General features: G+C 56.0%; 20 protein-coding genes and 1 pseudogene. 6 read left to right on the forward strand and 15 right to left on the reverse strand.

All coding sequences use genetic code 11. From position 1 onward, the window contains the following. Window positions 1-36 precede the first annotated feature (36 nt). From ACQG11_RS00260 to cmoB, 5 genes are read left to right on the forward strand one after another with little or no spacing between them, the layout of a single operon-like run. Window positions 37-1,350, forward strand: a complete 1,314-nt coding sequence (locus ACQG11_RS00260; RefSeq protein WP_108168682.1) for a tyrosine-type recombinase/integrase — start codon at window positions 37-39, stop codon at window positions 1,348-1,350. Beyond that, window positions 1,329-2,102 (forward strand): DUF72 domain-containing protein, encoded by a 774-nt coding sequence (locus tag ACQG11_RS00265; protein ID WP_426728876.1) that lies wholly within the window; start codon window positions 1,329-1,331, stop codon window positions 2,100-2,102. The genes ACQG11_RS00260 and ACQG11_RS00265 overlap by 22 nt, the downstream gene beginning before the upstream one ends. Window positions 2,103-2,153: 51 nt before the next feature. After that, window positions 2,154-2,549, forward strand: a complete 396-nt coding sequence (locus ACQG11_RS00270) for an MAPEG family protein (RefSeq protein WP_003859737.1) — start codon at window positions 2,154-2,156, stop codon at window positions 2,547-2,549. 40 nt (window positions 2,550-2,589) lie between these two features. Continuing rightward, a complete protein-coding gene (gene cmoA, locus ACQG11_RS00275; protein WP_048965809.1) occupies window positions 2,590-3,333 on the forward strand; it encodes a carboxy-S-adenosyl-L-methionine synthase CmoA in 744 nt (247 codons plus the stop codon). Next, complete coding sequence (gene cmoB / locus ACQG11_RS00280; RefSeq protein WP_032648765.1) at window positions 3,330-4,301, forward strand: tRNA 5-methoxyuridine(34)/uridine 5-oxyacetic acid(34) synthase CmoB; 972 nt, start codon at window positions 3,330-3,332, stop codon at window positions 4,299-4,301. The genes cmoA and cmoB overlap by 4 nt, the downstream gene beginning before the upstream one ends. A 260-nt stretch (window positions 4,302-4,561) precedes the next feature. Here cmoB and cutC read toward each other — a convergent pair whose 3' ends face one another. Next, a complete protein-coding gene (gene cutC / locus ACQG11_RS00285) occupies window positions 4,562-5,305 on the reverse strand; it encodes a copper homeostasis protein CutC (protein WP_023300450.1) in 744 nt (247 codons plus the stop codon). A gap of 69 nt (window positions 5,306-5,374) precedes the next feature. Further along, complete coding sequence (locus ACQG11_RS00290; protein ID WP_426728079.1) at window positions 5,375-5,944, reverse strand: VOC family protein; 570 nt, start codon at window positions 5,942-5,944, stop codon at window positions 5,375-5,377. A 238-nt stretch (window positions 5,945-6,182) separates the two neighbouring features. Here ACQG11_RS00290 and argS point away from each other — a divergent pair, with 238 nt between their 5' ends. Further along, complete coding sequence (gene argS, locus ACQG11_RS00295; protein WP_063150079.1) at window positions 6,183-7,916, forward strand: arginine--tRNA ligase; 1,734 nt, start codon at window positions 6,183-6,185, stop codon at window positions 7,914-7,916. A gap of 45 nt (window positions 7,917-7,961) precedes the next feature. Here the strand turns inward: argS and ACQG11_RS00300 are convergent, their stop codons facing one another. From ACQG11_RS00300 to tar, 13 genes and pseudogenes are all read right to left on the reverse strand, one after another. Beyond that, a complete protein-coding gene (locus ACQG11_RS00300; RefSeq protein ID WP_022648495.1) occupies window positions 7,962-8,402 on the reverse strand; it encodes a DUF3421 domain-containing protein in 441 nt (146 codons plus the stop codon). A gap of 45 nt (window positions 8,403-8,447) precedes the next feature. Beyond that, entirely contained in the window at window positions 8,448-8,738 is a 291-nt protein-coding gene (locus tag ACQG11_RS00305; RefSeq protein ID WP_022648496.1) for a hypothetical protein, read from the reverse strand. A gap of 245 nt (window positions 8,739-8,983) precedes the next feature. Beyond that, window positions 8,984-10,123 carry a glycoside hydrolase family 88/105 protein gene (locus ACQG11_RS00310; RefSeq protein WP_032622451.1) on the reverse strand — a complete coding sequence of 380 codons (1,140 nt, stop codon included), beginning with the start codon at window positions 10,121-10,123 and terminating at the stop codon, window positions 8,984-8,986. After that, a pseudogene (locus ACQG11_RS00315) lies at window positions 10,123-11,712 on the reverse strand (MFS transporter). Before ACQG11_RS00315 ends, ACQG11_RS00310 begins: the two are co-directional and overlap by 1 nt. Window positions 11,713-11,973: 261 nt before the next feature. Next, entirely contained in the window at window positions 11,974-12,366 is a 393-nt protein-coding gene (gene flhE, locus ACQG11_RS00320) for a flagellar protein FlhE (protein WP_426728080.1), read from the reverse strand. Then, window positions 12,366-14,444: a flagellar biosynthesis protein FlhA gene (gene flhA / locus ACQG11_RS00325; RefSeq protein ID WP_003859723.1), complete on the reverse strand. Its 2,079-nt coding sequence runs from the start codon at window positions 14,442-14,444 to the stop codon at window positions 12,366-12,368. Before flhA ends, flhE begins: the two co-directional genes overlap by 1 nt. Further along, window positions 14,437-15,585 (reverse strand): flagellar biosynthesis protein FlhB, encoded by a 1,149-nt coding sequence (flhB, locus tag ACQG11_RS00330; RefSeq protein WP_022648500.1) that lies wholly within the window; start codon window positions 15,583-15,585, stop codon window positions 14,437-14,439. Before flhB ends, flhA begins: the two co-directional genes overlap by 8 nt. A gap of 149 nt (window positions 15,586-15,734) precedes the next feature. Then, on the reverse strand, window positions 15,735-16,379 hold the full coding sequence (cheZ, locus tag ACQG11_RS00335) for a protein phosphatase CheZ (RefSeq protein WP_022648501.1): 645 nt from the start codon (window positions 16,377-16,379) through the stop codon (window positions 15,735-15,737). A 10-nt stretch (window positions 16,380-16,389) separates the two neighbouring features. Continuing rightward, a complete protein-coding gene (cheY, locus tag ACQG11_RS00340) occupies window positions 16,390-16,779 on the reverse strand; it encodes a chemotaxis response regulator CheY (protein ID WP_000763862.1) in 390 nt (129 codons plus the stop codon). A 17-nt stretch (window positions 16,780-16,796) separates the two neighbouring features. Then, window positions 16,797-17,846: a protein-glutamate methylesterase/protein-glutamine glutaminase gene (locus ACQG11_RS00345; protein ID WP_014884341.1), complete on the reverse strand. Its 1,050-nt coding sequence runs from the start codon at window positions 17,844-17,846 to the stop codon at window positions 16,797-16,799. After that, on the reverse strand, window positions 17,843-18,709 hold the full coding sequence (gene cheR, locus ACQG11_RS00350) for a protein-glutamate O-methyltransferase CheR (protein WP_017384409.1): 867 nt from the start codon (window positions 18,707-18,709) through the stop codon (window positions 17,843-17,845). The genes ACQG11_RS00345 and cheR overlap by 4 nt, the downstream gene beginning before the upstream one ends. A gap of 19 nt (window positions 18,710-18,728) precedes the next feature. Then, window positions 18,729-20,330: a methyl-accepting chemotaxis protein IV gene (tap, locus tag ACQG11_RS00355; RefSeq protein WP_022648502.1), complete on the reverse strand. Its 1,602-nt coding sequence runs from the start codon at window positions 20,328-20,330 to the stop codon at window positions 18,729-18,731. A gap of 44 nt (window positions 20,331-20,374) precedes the next feature. Further along, entirely contained in the window at window positions 20,375-22,042 is a 1,668-nt protein-coding gene (tar, locus tag ACQG11_RS00360) for a methyl-accepting chemotaxis protein II (RefSeq protein ID WP_022648503.1), read from the reverse strand. Window positions 22,043-22,054: the final 12 nt, after the last annotated feature.

Raw genomic sequence — 22,054 nt, forward strand, 5'->3', positions numbered from 1 at the left:
TAATCTCATATCGCTCTTGGGCGTCTGGAGGAATCAATGGATAAAGTTACATATCCAACAGGCGTCGAAAACCACGGTGGCACATTGCGCATCTGGTTTAATTTCAAAGGTAAGCGTGTCAGGGAGAGCCTCGGTGTCCCTGACACCGCTAAGAACAGGAAGATCGCCGGGGAACTGCGGACCTCGGTATGCTTTGCCATCAGAACAGGCACATTTGAGTACTCGGCACAGTTTCCGGACTCCCCTAACCTCAAGACTTTTGGGGTGGGTAAGAAAGAAATTACAGTGTTAGAGCTTGCCGAAAAGTGGCTGGATCTGAAGAGAATGGAAATCTGCGCGAACGCACTCAACCGTTATGAGTCAGTCGCAAGGAATATGGTGCCAAGGATCGTGGGTAATCGGCTGGTGTCGGCGGTGACTAAAGAGGAATTACTGTATATCAGGAAAGATTTACTGACAGGTCACCAGATGCCAATGAAGGGGAAGGTCCCGGAAAAGGGACGAAGTGTTGTCACCGTAAATTATTACATGACAACGATTGCCGGAATGTTTCAGTTTGCCGCAGATCACGGTTACTTAGAGGCGAACCCATTCGACGGGATCAAGCCTCTTAAAAAAGCCAGGGCAGAGCCAGATCCGCTAAATCGTGACGAATTTATTCGCCTGATTGATGCATGCCGGCATCAGCAGACGAAAAACCTGTGGTCACTTGCAGTATACACAGGGGTCCGTCATGGGGAGCTGACCTCCCTGGCCTGGGAGGATATCGATCTTGAAGCTGGAACAATAACAATCAGGCGCAATTATACAAAACTGGGTGAATTCACTCTACCGAAAACTGAGGCCAGTACCAACAGAGTGATACACCTCATTCAGCCTGCGATCAGCGTCCTGAGGAATCAGGCGGAAATGACTAGGCTTGGAAAAAGGCATCGGATCGATGTTCAGCTGCGCGAATACGGCAGAACTGAGAGCCACGAGTGTACATTTGTTTTCAATCCTCAACTGGTCAGAAGATGTCAGCAGGTGGGGATCATCTACAAAGTCGACTCGATAGGTGATTTATGGGACGCAGCGATGAAGCGAGCAGGGATAAGGCACAGGAAAGCATATCAGTCGCGTCACACGTATGCATGCTGGTCACTGTCAGCTGGCGCGAACCCCAGCTTCATTGCCAGTCAGATGGGCCATGCGAGCGCCCAGATGGTTTTCAACGTATACGGCGCGTGGATGGCAGACAGCAGTAGTGAGCAGATCGCAATGCTGAATCAGAGGCTCGCGGATTTTGCCCCACAGATGCCCCAAAGCATACATAGCAGCGCCAGAGCATTATTGAAATCAGTAAGTTAGCTAATAACGCCCGACATGTTAACTGCGTGGAGGGCAATACCACGCTGTACGCACTGCCACGCACGGAGATCGTCGAGCGCTGGCGCGAGCAAACCACCGACGATTTCCGCTTTTGCTTCAAATTTCCGGCAACCATCTCCCACAACGCCGCACTGCGAAACTGCGATGATTTAACCCACGAGTTTTTCACCCGGATGTCGCCCCTGGCAAACCGTGTTGGCCAGTACTGGCTCCAGCTTCCCGCCACGTTCGGCCCGCGCGATCTACAAGCCCTCTGGCAGTTTCTCGACGCCCTGCCCCACGATTTCACGTACGGTGTGGAGGTGAGGCATCCAGATTTCTTTACCAAAGGCGACGCGGAGAAAGCGCTGAATCGCGGCCTGCATGAACGATCGGTCAACCGCGTGATCCTCGACAGCCGCCCCGTGCACAGCGCAATCCCGCACAGCGAAGCCGTTGTTGATGCCCAGCGCAAAAAACCGAAAGTACCGGTTCACGCCATTGTTACCGCGCAGAACCCGATGGTCCGGTTTATCGGCAGCGATAACATGCAACAGAATGAGGAGATGTTCGCCGTCTGGCTGCAAACGCTCGCGAAATGGGAGCAAACCACCACTCCGTACCTGTTTTTACATACGCCGGATATTGCCCAGGCACCTGAGCTGGTCGATGCTCTCTGGCAGGCCTTGCAGCAGGCGGTTCCGTCGGTTGGCCCCGCGCCGTCCATCCCACAACAATCTTCTCTTTTCTGAAATCACCCCCTATCATAGAGACGTGCCATCTGCCAAAAACAGGGAGTTAGTATGGTCAGCGCGCTGTATGCGGTGTTAGGTGCATTACTGCTGATTAAATTTTCATTTGATGTTGTGCGCCTGAGAATGCAGTACCGCGTCTCCTACGGTGACGGGGGCTTTTCTGAGCTGCAAAGCGCAATCCGGATCCACGGCAACGCGGTCGAGTACATTCCCGTCGCGTTAATTTTACTGCTGTTAATGGAGATGGATGGCGCTGAAACCTGGATGGTGCACGTCTGTGGGCTGCTGCTGATTGCAGGTCGTTTGATGCATTATTATGGTTTTCACCACCGCCTGATCCGCTGGCGTCGTTCCGGCATGAGCGCAACCTGGTGCTCGCTTTTGCTGATGGTGCTGGCTAACCTTTGGTATATGCCTTGGGAGTTGGTTTTCTCCTTCCATTAGCGCACAATATGCCCCTTTATTTTTCCCGGATTTTTACGTTATGTCAGATCGCGACACGCTTTTTTCCGCGCCTATCGCCAGCCTGGGCGACTGGACCTTTGATGAACGGGTAGCCGAAGTCTTCCCGGATATGATCCAGCGCTCTGTTCCCGGTTATTCCAATATCATCTCCATGATCGGCATGCTGGCGGAGCGTTTCGTTCAACCCGGCACGCAGGTCTATGACCTGGGCTGTTCGCTGGGAGCGGCAACGCTGTCCATTCGTCGTAACGTTCATCACGATGGCTGCAAGATTGTGGCTGTCGATAACTCACCGGCCATGGTTGAACGCTGCCGTCGCCACATTGACGCGTATAAAGCCCCTACGCCTGTGGAGGTGGTGGAAGGCGATATCCGCGATATCGACATCCAGAACGCCTCGATGGTGGTCCTGAACTTTACCCTTCAGTTCCTGGTGCCGGACGATCGTCAGCGGTTGCTGGATAAAATTTATCAGGGCCTGAACCCGGGCGGCGCGCTGGTGTTGTCTGAGAAATTCAGCTTTGAAGACGCCAGCGTGGGCGAATTGCTGTTCAATATGCACCATGATTTCAAGCGTGCAAACGGCTACAGCGAGCTGGAGATCAGCCAGAAGCGCAGCATGCTTGAAAACGTCATGCTGACGGATTCCGTTGAAACACACAAAGCGCGCCTGCGCAAAGCTGGATTTGAACACAGCGAACTGTGGTTCCAGTGCTTTAACTTTGGTTCTCTGGTGGCGCTGAAAGCCGGAGACGCAGCATGATCGAGTTCGGTAATTTCTATCAGCTGATTGCCAAAAACCACCTTTCCCACTGGCTGGAAACCCTGCCTGCGCAAATTGCCACCTGGCAGCGCGATCAGCAGCATGGTCTGTTGAAGCAGTGGTCCAACGCCGTGGAGTTTCTGCCTGAACTGACGCCTCATCGTCTGGATTTACTGCACAGCGTGACGGCGGAGAGCGAAGAGCCGCTCCCGGCCGGGCAGATCAACCGCATCGAAACGCTGATGCGTAACCTGATGCCGTGGCGCAAAGGGCCGTTCTCGCTGTACGGCGTGAACATCAATACCGAATGGCGCTCAGACTGGAAATGGGATCGCGTTCTGCCGCATTTATCCGACCTGACGGGGCGCACCATTCTGGACGTGGGCTGCGGTAGCGGCTATCACATGTGGCGCATGATCGGCGCAGGCGCGCATCTGGCCGTCGGTATCGATCCGATGCAGCTGTTCCTGTGCCAGTTTGAAGCGGTGCGAAAGCTGCTGGGTAACGACCAGCGCGCGCACCTGCTGCCGCTGGGTATCGAGCAACTCCCTGCCCTGAAAGCGTTTGATACCGTGTTCTCGATGGGCGTGCTGTACCACCGTCGTTCCCCGCTGGAGCATCTCTGGCAACTGAAAGATCAGCTGGTCAGCGGCGGTGAGCTGGTGCTGGAAACGCTGGTCATCGAAGGGGATGAACATGCCGTTCTGGTGCCAGGCGATCGCTATGCGCAGATGCGCAACGTTTACTTCATCCCTTCCGCGCTGGCGCTGAAGAACTGGCTGGAGAAATGTGGGTTTGTCGATGTACGCATCGCCGATGTGTGCGTGACGTCGGTTGAGGAACAGCGTCGCACCGACTGGATGATCACCGAATCGCTGGAGCAGTTCCTCGATCCGGACGACCACAGCAAAACCGTCGAAGGCTATCCGGCCCCGATGCGTGCGGTATTGATTGCGACCAAGCCGTAGTTTGTGCCGGGTGGCGGCTGCGCCTTACCCGGCCTACGCGTCGCACGTTTTCTCCAAAATAGTTCAAGTTGCAGCAAGGCGGCAACGCAGCGAATCCCCGGGAGCTTACATCAGTAAGTGACCGGGGTGAGCGAGGCGGCCAACGCGGCTGCGGCTTGAAATATGAAGGAGAAAAAAAGGCCCCTGTGTAATTTGCAGGGGCCTGGTACAAGCAAGCATCATATTGGGCGACATGATGCGCGGTAAAAATCGGTACGTTGCTACACGTGATGACGTTCAATCAGCGATTTCATTTCCGCAACCGACTCTCCATCCACACCGTAGCGCGAGTACTCATCCGCTTCAGCATCCGTCGACATTGACAACCCTGTATTGCGATAACGCATGGGTGAAGGTATCCATTTACCCGCCGAGCTGTGTAGCTCTTCCACCCCTGCGTTTAAAAACAGTTCCAGATTGCTGGCGCGTACTCCTGCGCCCGCCATGATTATTGGAACACCGGAATGTGCTTTTAGTTCCGTAATTAATTTCAGTCCTTTTTCAGCCGAGGGCTGCTGGCCTGACGTCAGAACGCGCGCCACGCCCAGTTCTGCCAGCGTATCAAAGGCTTGTATCGGATCCTGACACATATCGAACGCACGATGAAAAGTGACCGCCATTCCCTGGGCTGCGCGCATGACCTGGCGCATACGCGAAAGATCGATGTTTCCGTCTTCGTCCAGCACACCGATCACCAGCCCCGGAAAACCGGAATCACGGACGAGGGCGATATCCTCAAGCATGGCACTGAACTCACCCGCCGTATAACAAAAATCACCGCCGCGCGGGCGAATAATCGGGTGCACCGGAATGGTGATGGCCTGACGGGCTGATTTCAACACGCCAAAGGACGGGGTCAATCCCCCTTCTTTCGGTGCCGCGCAAAGCTCGATGCGATCGGCCCCCTGCCGTTGCGCAGTGACGGCACACTCCACGCTGTAACAACAAATTTCCAGCAGCGCCATGTCATCCTCCTCAAATTTTACTCAACGTACCATCGTGGCACGTTGCCCGATTCGTGTCTGGATCGACGCTCACAGTGCTTGCGCTTCGCTGGCGACGATCTGCTCAATAGTCCAGGGATGGAATTTCACCGTCACGCTGCCGTCCGTTACGGCAAGCGTAGGGTTCGGTAAGCGTTCGCGCTCACCTTTTGGCGAGCTGGTTTTGACGAAAATACCCGGCTGGCTTAACCCCTCGTCGGAAAGCAGCGCCAGCGCACGGGCGTTCAGCGTCTCGGGCTCCCCAGGCAGAACAATTTCGATATGCTCCCAGCCTTCGTGCGGATAACGCTTCTCTCCTGGCCAGGGCAGTTCCACAACGGTGAATTGCCAGTGCGCCACCGTAACCGGCGCGTGAAGTTTGAACAGGCAAATCGGGCGACCGTTAATGATATTCTCTGACAGCAGTTCACCGCACTGTTCAAAGCCACGCCGCCAGCGTTCTGCGGTGGCATTCTGGTGGCAGCGCAAAGAGATGTGATCGGCCTCAAGCGGCGCGATATCCAGCCCGAGACGGGTGGCAAGTTCTGTGAACGCCTGGGTGAAGCGCGGTAAATCTGCGGAAATATCATGCAGTTCGTCAATGGTGTGCCAGTTCGCCATAGGTCAGTCTCGTTTCGTGTCGCAAAGCCGCTAATTTACTCTGTTGCCCTCTGTCGACCAACCGCATAATCACGGTTTTTTCGACTGCATGATTATGCATACCGTCTTCGCCTGGATTCTGAGCGATCTTCGCTCCCCGCAGGGCTGACGCCCGAGGCCATTTGCAGTATACTCCCGCCCTAAATTCTTAAACTGGCGTGGGTGTTTTTTACCCGCATCAAAAACGTAAGGTATCCAGGTGAATATTCAGGCTCTTCTCTCAGAAAAAGTCAGTCAGGCACTGATTGCCGCAGGTGCGCCTGCGGATTGCGAACCACAGGTTCGTCAGTCAGCGAAAGTACAGTTTGGCGACTATCAGGCTAATGGCGTGATGGCAGTGGCTAAAAAACTGGGCATGCCGCCGCGACAGCTCGCTGAGCAGGTACTGACGCATCTGGATCTCACCGGCATCGCCAGCAAAACCGAAATCGCCGGTCCGGGCTTTATCAACATTTTCCTTGAGCCTGCGTTCCTGGCAAGCCACGTTGACGCGGCGCTGAAATCTGACCGTCTGGGCGTGGCTCAGCCAGAAGCGCAGACCGTGGTGGTTGACTACTCCGCGCCAAACGTGGCGAAGGAGATGCACGTCGGTCACCTGCGCTCCACCATTATCGGTGATGCGGCCGTGCGTACCCTGGAGTTCCTCGGTCACAAGGTGATCCGCGCTAACCACGTAGGCGACTGGGGCACGCAGTTCGGTATGCTGATCGCATATCTGGAAAAACAGCAGCAGGAAAACGCAGGCGAAATGGCGCTGGCAGACCTGGAAGGTTTCTACCGTGAAGCCAAAAAACACTACGACGAAGACGAAGCCTTTGCCGAGCGCGCGCGCAGCTACGTGGTGAAACTTCAAGGCGGCGATCCGTACTTCCTCGAGATGTGGCGCAAGCTGGTGGACATCACCATGTCCCAGAACCAGCTTACCTATAACCGTCTGAACGTGACCCTGACCCGCGACGACGTAATGGGTGAAAGCCTGTATAACCCGATGCTGCCGGGCATTGTGGCGGACCTGAAAGCCAAAAACCTGGCGGTGGAAAGCGAAGGCGCAACGGTAGTATTCCTTGATGAGTATAAAAACAAGGAAGGCGAACCGATGGGCGTGATCGTCCAGAAAAAGGATGGCGGCTATCTCTACACCACCACCGATATCGCCTGTGCGAAATACCGTTACGAAACCCTGCATGCGGACCGCGTGCTGTATTACATCGACTCCCGTCAGCACCAGCACCTGATGCAGGCGTGGACTATCGTGCGTAAAGCGGGTTATGTACCTGAATCCGTGCCGCTGGAACACCACATGTTCGGCATGATGCTGGGTAAAGACGGTAAGCCGTTCAAAACCCGTGCGGGCGGCACCGTGAAGCTCTCCGATCTGCTGGATGAAGCGCTGGAGCGCGCCCGTCGCCTGGTGGCCGAGAAGAACCCGGATATGCCTGCTGACGAGCTGGAGAAACTGGCTAACGCGGTTGGGATCGGTGCGGTAAAATACGCGGATCTCTCCAAGAACCGTACCACCGACTATATCTTCGACTGGGACAACATGCTGGCGTTTGAAGGCAACACGGCGCCATACATGCAGTACGCTTACACCCGCGTACTCTCCGTCTTCCGTAAAGCCAGTATTGACGAAAGCGTGCTGGCGAACGCCACGGTGACCCTTACCGAAGACCGTGAAGCACAGCTGGCTGCCCGCCTGCTTCAGTTCGAAGAGACGCTCTCTGTGGTCGCGCGCGACGGTACGCCGCACGTTATGTGTGCTTACCTTTACGATCTGGCCGGTCTGTTCTCTGGCTTCTACGAACACTGCCCTATCCTGACCGCCGAGAGCGAAGCGGTGCGTAACAGCCGCCTGAAGCTGGCGCAGCTGACGGCGAAGACCCTGAAACTGGGTCTGGATACCCTGGGTATCGAAACCATAGAACGTATGTAAAAAAGAAACCCGGCGGTTGCCGGGTTTTTTTATAAATGAACGCCATCAGTCGTGAACGAGTACCTGGAAGGTATCTAATTCATACTCTCTGCCGTTATAGCCGATGCAGCAACCTCTGCTGAGGTGACTTCCAGCTTTACCCACAAAGAGACCGTTATCGAATTTTGCACGGGCAACGTAGAGCTTAGTGCCATTGGCTTCATGTCCCGCCTCAACCATATTCGGTGGGAAATGTTTATCCTTAACGTCTACCCATTTTAAAGCGCCCACGTAAACTTCAAATTCATTACAAAAGTGCTCTCTTCCTCCCCATGGGACCCATGCCGTATTGCCGAACACCCATTTCCCCGGATGAATCCCACCATTCACTTTTGCGCGAATAATAAACAATGGAGAAGGTCCTTTGATACCAGGAACACCTATTTCATAACCTGCTACAGGCGCGTCCAATGGGATAAACTCATCTCTTTTCGCTGATTTCCACATAATGATGTCCTTTTCAGTCTAAATAATTATCCGTAGTTAAAATCATTAAAACTCAGAAATTGAATGAATGGCAAAGTCATTATTCAGGCTTTGAAAAATAATCACCTTAACCAGTGATTTTTCCGGGCCTTCCGCATGGATAAAACGGCGAAGCGCAATAAAGGTATGGAACTGGCCAGCCACAAGCTGGCTTCCGACATACAGTAGTGGGAAATAACCCGCACCATCAATATCCTTGAAAACCGTGTCGAACATATTGATATGTTCATCAGACATTTTATCGGCATGCATATTTACAGCAGGGTTAACGATAATACCGCCCATTGTATTTTCCATTGCATCACTCCTTGTATGAATATTAGAAGAATCTTAACGCAGATAAAAAATAGGATAAATACGGATTGTGTTTTGTGAAGAAAATCACGATTTAATACTAAGCGTAATGTATTTCCAGCATAGTATTCACTCCATCAATATATAACACGCCTGATATTGATGGCGTAAGGTATTTTCCCGGTGCCATTATAAAAAAAAGCCTCTTCTAAAAGAGGCTTTGCAGTAATGAGATTATTATTCAGGTATTAAAAATATTTCCGTAAATATTCCGTCAGACACAGAATCGCCATTGCCTGGCCATACGGCATCGAGGTCAGCGGTATCTGGCGGTAAAACGCCAGATCGCTGCCCATCCCCGTCCCGAAGGACGTTTGCAGCAGTTCCCCTTCCGGCGAGATGTTTTGCACGATACCGCGGATCGCTTTCTCCGCCACCTCTGCATACTCTGCGCCGACATACCGCTTGCGCACGGCTTTCAGAATGCCGTAGGCAAACCCTGCCGTGGCCGACGCCTCCAGATAAGAATCAGGATCGTCCAGCAGCGTATGCCACAATCCACTCTCATCCTGACATTTTGCCAGTGCGGCGATCTGCGCATTTAGCACCTGCACCAGATAGCGACGAACGGCGTTGTTTTCTGGCAGATCCACCAGTTCGAGGAAATCCGGGATCACGATGGTCAGCCAGCTGTTGCCGCGCGCCCAGCGGGCCCGGGCAAAGTTGTGATTGCCGTCGTAATTCCAGCCGTGGAACCACAGCCCCGTCTCACGATCCATCAGGTTCTGTACGTGGAGCAGGAACTGATAGATCGCCTCCTCGACGTACTCCGGCTTGTTAAGCAGCTTGCCGATTTTCGCCAGCGGCAGCACCGTCATCATCAGCGTGTCATCCCACATCTGCTGATGGTTCTCTTCCGCCAGTGTGATGTGCTGCATGCCGCCATGTTCGGTGCGCGGCATCTCATTCATCGCCCACTCCGCCCAGCTTTCCAGCCACGGCAACCAGGCCGGGTTTTTGGTCTCTTCGTAGCGATACGCCAGTGTCAGGAACGGCGACATGGTATTCACGTTTTTGGTGGTTGCGCCTTCTGCGAAACGGTCATTAAACCAGCTGTCGATAATCTCGCGCATGCCTGCGTCACCGGTCTGGCAGTAATACTGCCAGATACCGTACAAACCAACGCCGTGCGTCCATTCCCATCCGGCCCAGCCTTTGGTGTCGATCACGCGCCCGTCGTCCAGCCGCAGCAAAAACTCACCCGTTTTGTCGTGGATATTGACCAGATTATGCGTCACCTTTTGAATCAGCGATTTCAGTTCATCCCTGGCGATAAAGCGCTCAGGCTGACGCAGTAACGGGCTATGTTTGACAGGCCAAACTTTCATCATCTTAACCTCTGTTGTATGTCGAATTCAGTACCGCACGATCCTTCAGCGAAGGGGCCGCCGGCTTGTTGCGATTCAGGTAACCGATATTGTTGTTGCCCCACAGGGATTCATACGGCATACCGGCCAGCATCTCCACGGTGGCGCGGGCCTGCGGGGTCGCCGCCTCCGGCATCGCATGGCCGGACTCGCGCATTTTCGCGGTCTCTTCACGCAGGGTGCTGTGGGTCTGCAAATTGAGTTTGAAGCGCAGGGAGACCAGGAAGCCGCAGAACAGTACCAGAATGGTGCCGACGCTCAGGATCATCAGGATAGTGTGGCTCACTTCCGCAGGCTGCACTTTTTGACCGCTGACAAAGCCAGACATCTGCATCACGATCCCCACCAGCATTACCGCACCGGCCTGGGACGCTTTACGGGTCAGCGTCATGATGCCCGCGAAGATCCCTTCGCGACGCTGACCGGTGATCACTTCGTCCACGTCAGCAATGTAGGTGTAGGTATTCCACGGTACGTAGTTGATACCCCCGCGGCCAAGACCGGCAACCGCAGAGATCAGCAGCAGCAGAGCGTAAACGTCGCTCAGGCCCGCGTAATAAAGCACCGCGTAAGAGAGCGAGGCCAGGCCAAACAGCACGACCACCATGCGGTAAGACGGCGCAGGTCCGAAGCGAATGCACAGCGGGATCATGCCAATCACGGCGAGGAACTGGAAGATGGCCATCGTGCCCAGCAGGTTGGACGCCATGGATGCTTCCTGCATCAGCACAAACACCACGTAATAGGTGAATACGGCGTTGAACACATCCTGGGCAATATAGCCACCGAGATACATGCCCAGATGCTGGCGGAAAATCTTGATACGCAGCGTCGAACTTAATTCGACAAAAAGACGGTTCAGGCTCTGTCCCAGGGTCAGCTTTTTCTTCTCTTCTTCAGCGCGCAGGGCTGCTTCAGACCACTCTTCCCGCGGACGCTCCCAGGTGAAGAACCAGACGAAAGTAAGCATCAGCGCGCAGAGTACGGAGAAGACCAGGCTTGCATAGAAGAAGGAGATCGCGTTGTCTTTGCCGAAATGCGTGAGCAGGATCCCCGGCAGGAAGGAGGCCAGAATGGCGGACATCTGGGCCATGGAGATACGCGCCCCGGAGAATTTGGTTTTTTGTTTGAAATCGTCAGTCATTTCCGGCACCAGCGTTTCATACGGCACCAGAATCATGGTGTAAACAATATCAAAGATCAGATACGTCAGCAGGTAATACCAGAAACTCATGTCCCCTACCCACATCAGCGAGTAGCTGAAAACGCAGGGAATACCCAGCAGGATGAAGAACTTACGCCGGCCAAAACGTTTACCCAGCCAGGTGGTACCAAAATTATCGGTTAAAAAGCCCATTAACGGACTGACAACCGCATCCAGCACCCTTGCGGCGGCGAAGATAAAGGTTGCTTCAATCGGTTGTGAGTCCACAGAAGGTCGTATAAAAATACAAAAGCCAGGCGGCCGTCAGGGCGGTAGTCCCCGCTCCGAGGAAGTCCCCTGAACCGTAAGCAAGATAATTTGCGAGTCCAATTTTACGTGTTTTCATTGCCGTCAACCCTAATCAGTTTTGGGAGACTCCCTGTAAGCAAACCTCGTCCGGGAGTTTTTACACGGCTACAGTAAAAGTATCGACCTGGTGAAACCTTTCTGTTTCTGCCATCACAGGGTGGTGAATGGCAAAAATGCAAAGAGTGTCAATACGCGTGTCACTGATTTATAAAACAGCGTTTCTTTTGTATCAAAAGGGAAGGTCAATTTTGCGAGCCAGCCTTCAGAAATGCCTGAAGACTGGCGAAAAGGCGGGCAGTTAGCGGTAGTTGACGAGCACCTCGTTGCGCTGAACCTTCAGCGCCGGGATCAGGCGTCCGCCGCCTGGCATTTCCCAGATAAAGCGTAAAGGTTCCTGAGCAGACACCCCGTTGAAGGCCTGGGTGATGCCACTTTGGCCCTCGATTTCCGCGCAGCGGGTCAGCGAGCACAGCCGCACCCGCAACCCGGCCGGTGTGGGTCCCGTCAGGGTGTAATTCCAGGCCACCAGCGTCATCTGCCCGGAGACGGTCTCAGAGGCTGACAGCGGACGGGAGGAGATCGACTCCCCTCGATGGTTGAGCGTTAAGCCGATACTGCTGGCCTGCCATGCCCCCTCGCCTGCGGCCTGCACCGCCAGCGGGAAAAATAAGATCCACAGCCACTTACGCATTATTTCCCTCCTATGGTCGCCGTCATGCGAATATTGCGGTTATCGGACAGCTCCATATTCGACAGCACCACCAGCTGGTTCAGGCTCCGGCGCAGGAAGCGCGACAGCAGCGGACGCAGCGCATGATTCACCAGCAGCACCGGCGGCGCGCCCAGCATCTCCTGACGCGCCAGCGCCTCCTGGGTTTGCGCCAGTAATCTGTCCGCCAGACCCGGCTCCAGCCCGCCACCGCCCTGCAACGCCTGAAGCAGTAGCCGTTCCAGCGGTGTATCCAGGCCAATGACCTGCACTTCGCCGGTTCCCGGGAACCATTGCTGGGTAATGGCGCGTCCGAGCGCCACGCGTACCACCGCCGTCAGTTCGTGCGGATCGCTTTGCAGCGGCGCATGTTCGGCCAGCGTCTCAAGGATGGTACGCATATCGCGAATGGGCACCTTCTCGTCGAGCAGGTTTTGCAGCACTTTATGCAGGGTGGTTAAGGTCAGCACGCCCGGCACTAAATCTTCGGTCAGCTTCGGCATCTCCTGCGTTACGCGGTCGAGCAGCTGCTGCGCCTCCTGACGTCCAAACAGTTCCGCGGAGAACTGGCCAATCAGATGGTTGAGGTGCGTCGCGACCACGGTACTGGCCTCAACAACCGTGTAACCCTGGATCTGCGCCTGCTCTTTCAGGGCGCTCTCAATCCAGATGGCCGCCAGACCAAAGGCCGGGTCGGTCGTCTGCTCACCCGGCAACGTGCCTGCGGCCGTGCCCGGGTTAATCGCCAGCCAGCGGCCGGGGTACGCATCACCGCTGCCGATTTCCACCCCTTTCATCAGGATGCGGTAGCGTGCGGGCGGGAGATCCATATTGTCCCGGATATGCACCACCGGCGGCAGGAAGCCCATGTCCTGGGCGAATTTTTTACGAATGCTGCGGATACGGCCAAGCAGTTCGCCATCCTGCTGGAAGTCCACCATCGGGATAAGGCGGTACCCCACTTCCATCCCCAGCGAATCTTCGAGCTGAACGTCGTTCCAGGTGGCTTCCACCGCCTGGGTGTTCTCAGGCATTTTGACCGGCGCTGGCTCTGCCTTAGGCTGCGTTTCGCGGCCACGCATCCACCAGGCGAGGCCCAGCAGCGCGGCAGTGAACAGCAGGAATACCAGGTTTGGCATGCCCGGCACCATACCGAGCAGGCCCAGTACCGCCGCGGAGAGCAGCATAACGCGCGGGTTGCTGAACAACTGCCCCACCATCTGCTCGCCTACATCCTGATCGGTGCTGACGCGGGTCACAATCACCCCCGCCGCGGTGGAGATCACCAGTGCCGGGATCTGCGCCACCAGACCATCACCAATGGTCAGCAGCGTATAGCTTTCGGCTGCGTGGCCCATGTCCATGCCGTGTTGCAGCACGCCGACGAGCAGGCCGCCGACGACGTTAATCACCATGATCAGAATGCCCGCGATGGCGTCACCGCGCACAAACTTACTCGCACCGTCCATGGAGCCGTAGAAATCTGCCTCCTGGGTCACTTCGGCACGGCGTTTTTTTGCTTCATCTTCCGCAATCAGCCCGGCATTCAGGTCGGCGTCGATTGCCATCTGCTTGCCCGGCATCCCGTCGAGCACGAAGCGCGCGCCCACTTCTGCGATACGCCCCGCCCCTTTAGTGATAACCATGAAGTTGATAATCACCAGAATGACGAACACCACGATACCGATGGCGAAGTTGCCGCCCACCAGGAAGTGACCGAAGGCTTCGACCACCTTGCCCGCCGCCGCCGCGCCGGTGTGCCCTTCCATCAGGATGATACGCGTGGAGGCAACGTTCAGCGCGAGGCGCAGCAGCGTGGTGAACAGCAGGATCGTTGGAAACGCGGCGAACTCCAGCGTGCGCTGGGTGAACATCGCCACCAGCAGCACCATGATGGACAACGCAATGTTGAAGGTGAAAAGCAGGTCGAGGATAAATGCCGGTAACGGCAGCACCATCATCGACAGAATTAGCAGGATCAGAATCGGTCCGGCAAGGATCTGCCATTGCGTCGATTTCAGGTTGCCGGGCAGGCGCAACATTGCCACCAGATTAGCCATCAGTGTCCTTCTCGTTCAAAAAATCCAGTGCTTCAGGCACCGGAAGGTTCTCAGGTTTTACAGGTCGTTGACCGCCCGCTAAACGCCAGCGTTTCAGTTGCCACACCCAGGCCAGCACCTCTGCGACAGCGGCGTAGAGCTGGCCCGGGATCTGTTGTCCAATTTCCGCGTGGCGATACAGCGCACGGGCTAATGGCGGTGCTTCAAGGATCGGTACGCGGTTTTCCGTCGCGATTTCACGAATGCGCAGCGCAATCAGCCCGGCCCCTTTCGCCACTACTTTCGGTGCGCTCATTTTGTTTTCGTCGTACTGAAGCGCCACGGAGTAGTGGGTCGGGTTAGTGACAATCACATCGGCTTTCGGCACATCTTCCATCATGCGACGACGCGCGGCAGCACGTTGCATCTGGCGGATACGGCCCTTGACGTGCGGGTCGCCTTCCATCTGTTTATATTCATCGCGAATATCCTGACGCGACATTCGCAGCTTCTTGATATGGGAAAAGATCTGGAAGATAACGTCGAACGCCACCATCGGAATAATGCTGAGAACCACCAGCAGCGAGCCTAATCCGACCAGGTTCAGGGCATTCTTCATCGCCGTCATGGGGGATTCACTGATCAGACGCATCATCTCCGGCCAGTGGTGCCACAGAAAAAACCCGGCAGCACTGCCCATAAGAAGCGATTTCAGGATCGCTTTAAGAAGCTCAGCCCCGGTTTGAGCTGAAAACATTTTCGCAATACCGGGTAGCGGGTTGAGCTTGGAGAATTTCGGTTGCAGCGATTTACCGCTGAACACCAGGCCACCGAGCATGACCGGCGAAACAAGAGCCACGATGACCACCCCGGCAATCAACGGCAGCAGAGCGATCATGGCGCTTTTAACCAGGTTGATGATCTGAATGAGGATCAGATTGGGGTCATTGACCATGCTGTGATCAAAACGTAAGCCAGCAGAGAGCATTCCCGCCAGTCTGCGGGCAAGCATCTCCCCGCCCCACCAGATTATGCAGACGCCCACCACCAGGATCAGCAGGGAGGTCAGCTCTCGGGATCGGGGGATCTGCCCATCCTCACGGGCTTTTTCAAGTCGGTGGGGTGTGGGGGCTTCTGTTTTGTCGTCGTTCTCTTCTGCCACTGTGCCTGCTCGCAGCCCATTAATTCACGGGTATCATGCCAGCGCAGAGAAAATCCAATGGCGGGAAAAGCCCGTTTATTCGGGCTCTTTTCGCTGTTTTTGTTCTGAACAACCTCAGGCCGCGTTCACAGCCTGAGGCAGAAGGGCAATCAGAAACCAAGACTGTCCAGCAGATCGTCCACCTGATCCTGGCTTGCCACCACGCCCGCTTTGCTGGTGTCAAGCTGTGGACCATTGAGCAGGCTTTCGTTCTCGCGTTTTGGTCGGGCAGCCGGTTCCGGAATATTTTCCAGCAGCACCATCAACAGCTGACGTTCAATCTCCTGAATCACATCCATCATGCGCTTGATCACCTGGCCGGTGAGGTCCTGGAAATCCTGCGCCATCATGATGTCCAGCAGTTGCGCATTGGTGAAGCTGGTGTGCCCTGGCACATCGCCCAGGAACTGACGGGTGTCCGTTACCAGTTCGCGGGCATCCGCCAGCTCAATGGGGTTCTCAAACCACTCATCCCAGCGTTGGGTCAGCGCTTTCGCCCCCTTCTCCATCGCATCCTGGTGCGGCTGTGACGCCTCAACGCTGTTCAGCGCTCGCTCGGCCGCCTGCGCGGTCATCTGCACCACGTAGTCCAGACGGTCGCGCGCGTCGGGGATGGCTTCCGCCGCTTCGGCGATAGCCTGGTCCAGCCCCAGCTCACGGAGGCTGTCGCGCAGCATGCGGGTCAGGCTACCAATACGGGCAATAATGTCGCTCGGCGAATGTTCTTCAACGGGTTTCATAGCAGGTTGCAACATTTCCATCACCTCACATGCCGAGTTTCTCGAAGATCTTCCCGAGCTTCTCTTCCAGAGTCGCCGCGGTGAATGGCTTCACCACGTAGCCGCTTGCGCCCGCCTGTGCAGCGGCAATAATGTTCTCTTTCTTCGCTTCTGCGGTCACCATCAGCACCGGCAGAGAGGCCATGCCTGCATCCGCGCGGATGGTTTTCAGCAGTTCGAGACCGTCCATGTTCGGCATGTTCCAGTCGGAAATCACAAAACCAAACCCGCCAGCCTGGAGTTTGTTCAGCGCATCCACCCCGTCTTCTGCTTCTTCAACGTTGTTGAAGCCTAGCTCTTTTAGCAGGTTGCGCACAATGCGACGCATGGTGGAAAAGTCATCCACAACCAAAAACTTAAGCTCTTTATCCGCCATAAAATAATACTCCTGAGTCAAATACGTATTGCCTGTCCGGCACTGATTTTCGCCAGCATCTGCTGGCTTACCTGGCTAAGATCGACCACTTCGCTTACGCCACCCATATTGATGGCCTCGCGCGGCATGCCGAACACCACACAACTTGCTTCATTCTGCGCAATCGTCCAGGCGCCAGCCTGGTGCATCGCGAGCATTCCGGCGGCGCCGTCGTTGCCCATCCCCGTCAGGATCACCCCCACGGCGTTGCGCCCCGCATGTTTCGCCACCGAATGAAACAGCACATCCACCGACGGACGGTGCCGGTTAACCGGCGGCCCGTCATGAATTTTGATTTGATAGTTCGCCCCGCTGCGCGCCAGCTCCATATGTTTGTCACCCGGGGCGATATACGCGTGACCTGGCAGCACGCGCTCGCCGTCTTCCGCCTCTTTCACGCTGATCTGGCACAGCTTATTCAGGCGCTCCGCGAATGAGCGGGTAAAGCCCGGCGGCATATGTTGCGTAATCAGGATACCCGGGCTTGAGAGCGGCAATGGCTGGAGTACATGGCGAATTGCCTCTGTTCCTCCGGTTGACGCCCCAATGACCAGCAGTTTTTCCGAGCTGAGTAACGGTCCGGCCTTCAGGGTTGCCGGCGCGGCCATCGGCTTGTGGGCCGCCAGTTTTGCACGCGACGCGGTACGGATTTTCTCGGCGATCATCTCGCTGTACGCCAGCATGCCCTCGCGAATGCCGAGCTGCGGCTTGGTGACAAAATCCACCGCCCCCAGCTCCAGCGCGCGCAGGGTGATTTCTGAACCTTTACCGGTCAGAGATGACACCATCACCACCGGCATCGGGCGCAGGCGCATTAATTTTTCCAGGAAATCGATGCCATCCATGCGTGGCATTTCGACATCCAGCGTCAGCACGTCGGGGTTATATTTTTTGATTAAATCCCGCGCGACCAGCGGATCGGGCGCTGTTGCCACCATCTCCATATCGCTGTGGCTATTGATGATTTCGGTCATAATCTGACGCATCAGCGCAGAATCATCGACAGACAATACCCTGATTTTACTCATGCTTTTTCCTTACTCAGCGCATAAACCGTTTGCCCACGCAGGCTAAACTCACGCACGAGGTTGCTGAAGTTTTCCGAGTGCCCGGCAAACAGTAAACCGTCAGGCTTGAGCAACGGAACAAAGCGACGCAAAATGTCCTGTTGCGTCGTTTTATCAAAATAGATCATCACGTTACGGCAAAAAATGGCGTCGAATGGCCCCGGCACGTTGTACTGCTTATCCAGTAAATTAACGGGGGCGAATTCCACGCAGTTCGCCAGCTCCTGGCGTACGCGCACCAGTCCTTCATGCGGGCCGGTACCGCGCATGAAGTAACGCTGTAGCTGCTGAGGAGACAGCGTTTTTAGTTCATCCTGGCGATAAACGCCGTTACGGGCTTTTTCCAGCACTTCGGTGTCGATGTCGCTGGCGTACACTTTCCAGCGGCCCGGCGCCATTCCCAGGGTGTCTGCAAGGGTGATGGCCAGCGAGTACGGCTCTTCCCCGGTAGAGGCTGCCGCGCTCCAGACGCGATACTCTCCGCTACGGCGACGGGCGTGTTCCGCCAGCACCGGGAAGTGATGCGCCTCGCGGAAAAACGCGGTCAGGTTGGTGGTTAATGAGTTGATAAATGCCTGCCATTCGGCGCTGTTCTGGTTCGCTTCGAGCATGCTCAGATAGCGGCCAAAATCATCCAGCCCCAGCGTGCGCAAGCGCCGCACCAGCCGGTTGTAGACCATGTCTCGCTTATGGTCCGCAAGCACGATCCCCGCACGCTGGTAGATTAACTGACATATCCGACGAAAATGCGCGTCGGACAGCGCGAGGCGCTGTGTCATCTGCAACAATAATGACGTTTGCCCTGAGGGCATGGGTGATGTCATAGCGCCTTCTCAATCACATTCAGGATACAACGGGCACGGCCTGTGACCGTCCGACTTCTGTTACTGCTTCAACGTGCTCTTTCACATTAAATACGGCGACCAACCCGGTAAGGTGATCCGCCTGGTTTGCCAGCTGATCGGTAGCCGCCGCCGCCTCTTCCACCAGTGAGGCGTTCTGCTGCGTAACCTGATCCATCTGTGTAACGGCCTGCGCCACCTGCTCAATACCACGGCGTTGTTCATCAGACGCCGAGGCAATCTCGCCCATAATGTCGTTAACCCGCGTCACGGAGGTGACAATCTCGTGCATGGTCTGCGCGGCGGTATCCACCAGCGCGGAGCCCTGCTGAACGCGGGAGACCGACTCTTCTATCAGCCCTTTGATCTCTTTCGCCGCGTTGGCGCTGCGACTGGCGAGGTTTCGGACTTCACCGGCAACCACCGCGAACCCGCGCCCCTGCTCTCCGGCACGCGCCGCTTCAACGGCCGCGTTCAGCGCCAGAATATTGGTCTGGAACGCGATACCGTCGATGACGCTGATAATGTCGCCAATTTTCTGCGAGCTGGCGGCAATCTGCTGCATCGTGCTGGCGACGTGAGAAGCCTGGTCGCCCCCACGTTTCGCCGTCATCGCCGCCTGTTTTGACAAGTCGGACGCCTGACGCGCGTTATCGGCGTTCTGGCTTACCGTCGCGGTCAGTTGCTCCATGCTGGCCGCCGTCTGCGCCAGCGATGCCGCCTGCTGTTCGGTGCGGGATGAGAGATCGTTATTGCCTGCCGCAATCTCTGAGATCCCGGTATGCATGGCGTAACTGCCCTGACGAACGTTGCTTACCGTTTCCCGCAGCGAACTCTGCATCGCCTTCAGGCTGGCAAAAATCGCTGATATTTCATTCCTGCCATACACGGCCACCGGACGCGCCAGGTCTCCCTTCGCAATACTGTCGAAGTGGCTGCTGACGATCGCCAGCGGCTGGACGATCATTTTGCGCGACCACCACAGCGAGCCGCCGGTCAGCAGGGCGGCCAGGATCACCATGGTCAGGAAAATCACCCCTGACATGCGGTAGCTGGTACGGCTGTCCGCACCGGCACGCGCCACAAACTGGTTAATATCCTGCTGCCATGCGTTAAAGCTGTCGTCAAATGCCGCCTGAGACGCCTGCACCGGCGCGGTCAGGAAGTCAGAAAGCTGGTTGTTCTCCAGCCACGTCGCCTGATGGTCGAGATCGCCGTACCACACATCAAAGGTCTTTTTCATGGCGACTTTCAGCGTTTTCTCTTTCTCACTCACCGCCTCCTGCGCCGTAAACGTCTTAAACTGCGCGTCGGCCTGCTTCAGGCTGCTGCGGGCCACGACCATCAGCGCCTTAATATCATCCGGCGGATAGCTCAGCGCGGTTAACGTCCCTGCTTTGTTCAGCGCAGTGCTTGCCTGCAACAGCACGGCACGCGTTTGTGCCAGTGCGGAGCGCTGCTGATTACTCGTCTCAACTTCCTGCAAATTCTGATAGCCATCGCGAAACGCCCAAAAAGACAACCCGTTACTGCCAACCTGTAAAACCCCACACAGGATCAGAATCAAAAACAGTGTGGTCGAGATACGAATACGATTTAACATCCACGCTCCCATCAAGCGGCAAGCAGCCGCGGTTTAATTGTCAGTCAAAATGTTTCCCAGTTTTCATCTTGTCCGGTCACCGCTGCGCGCGTAGGTGTTGTCACGGGCGCCGGGGTTGCTTCGCTGTACGCTGACCGCGAGCTGACCGTATTTGTTGTTTTTGAAGTAAGACGGAACGCCGAGACGGCCATTTTCAGGCGGCTCGCCTGATCCTCAAGCGCAGCGGCCGCGGCAGCGGACTCCTGCACCAGGGCGGCGTTTTGCTGCGTCACACGATCCATTTCCGATACCGCCAGAGCGACCTGGTCAATACCACGACTCTGCTCATCCGATGCAGAGGCGATTTCACCCATGATGTCCGTCACGCGCGTCACGGCATTCACGATGTCATTCATGGTTTCACCCGCACTTTCCACCAGCACCGAGCCGGTATCCACGCGTGAAACAGAGTCTTCAATCAGGGCTTTGATCTCTTTCGCCGCATTGGCGCTGCGGCTGGCGAGGTTACGTACTTCGCCAGCGACCACGGCAAACCCACGTCCCTGCTCGCCCGCACGCGCCGCTTCAACGGCCGCGTTCAGCGCGAGAATGTTGGTCTGGAAGGCGATGCCGTCGATAACGCTGATGATATCGGCGATTTTCTTCGAGCTGTCGGCAATGTCATGCATGGTTTTCACCACGCCGTCGACCACCCGACCGCCGCGCTGGGCGGTGTCGGACGCGCTTTCTGCAAGCTGCGACGCCTGACGGGCGTTGTCGGCATTCTGCTTCACGGTCGCGGTGAGCTGCTCCATGCTGGCCGCCGTCTCTTCCAGAGCGGACGCCTGCTGTTCGGTACGGGACGAGAGATCGTTGTTGCCCATCGCGATTTCACTCGTGCCGGTATAGATGGCATCCGCCCCCTCACGCACGTTGGCGACGGTATCAATCAGCGAACGCTGCATATGGTCGACGCTGGTCGCCAGCTCGGTGATCTCGTTGCGACCAGAAACGGTCAGCGTTTTCGTGAGATCACCCCGGCCAATATCGCGGATATGGGCAATGACGCGGCCAAGCGGATTAAGAAGGATATGACGAATGCCGTACCACACGGCCACCAGCACGATGACCAGCGCGAGGGCGAGCACCGCCATCTGCCATTTCGCGAAACGGTAGTCGTTCTGGCTTTGCGTAAAGGCGGAGTGATAGAGCTCGCCGCTGGCTTTGGCGTACTCGCCGAGCGCCGCGCCGAGTGCGTTCTGCATGCCCTGGGTCGGCTGCGCGAAATAGGCATCCATATTGCCCTTCTCCAGGAACTGCACCAGCTCCGTGAGGCCGGCGAAGTAGGCCTGATATTTTTCATCTATGTTCGCGCTCGCCTGCGCCATTGCGGGCTGAGGGGCGATTTTTTTGAAGGCCTCGTAATGTTTCGCCGCGTCTGCCAGGGTGGCGCGCGCATTCTTCAGCAGTTCCGTTTTTGCGCTGCTCTGCTGGTTGTTCGGATCCATCATCATGCGGGCAGACGAGCGGCTCAGATTGATACGCGTCTGCAACATCAGATCCCAGGTTGTGGTCAGTTCGCTTTGCTGCATCCGCAAATCGTTCGAGGCCGCGAAGCTGTCCTGGTTCTGTTTTAACGAGGAGAAAAAGAGGCCGCCAGAAATAAGCTGAAGAAGTGCGAAAATGACCAGCACCATCATAAGCATTGTGACAACGCGGATACGGTTCAACATACAACACCTTCT

The organism is Enterobacter cloacae complex sp. 372C4 (assembly GCF_050030615.1).
Taxonomy (GTDB): Bacteria; Pseudomonadota; Gammaproteobacteria; order Enterobacterales; family Enterobacteriaceae; genus Enterobacter; species Enterobacter intestinihominis.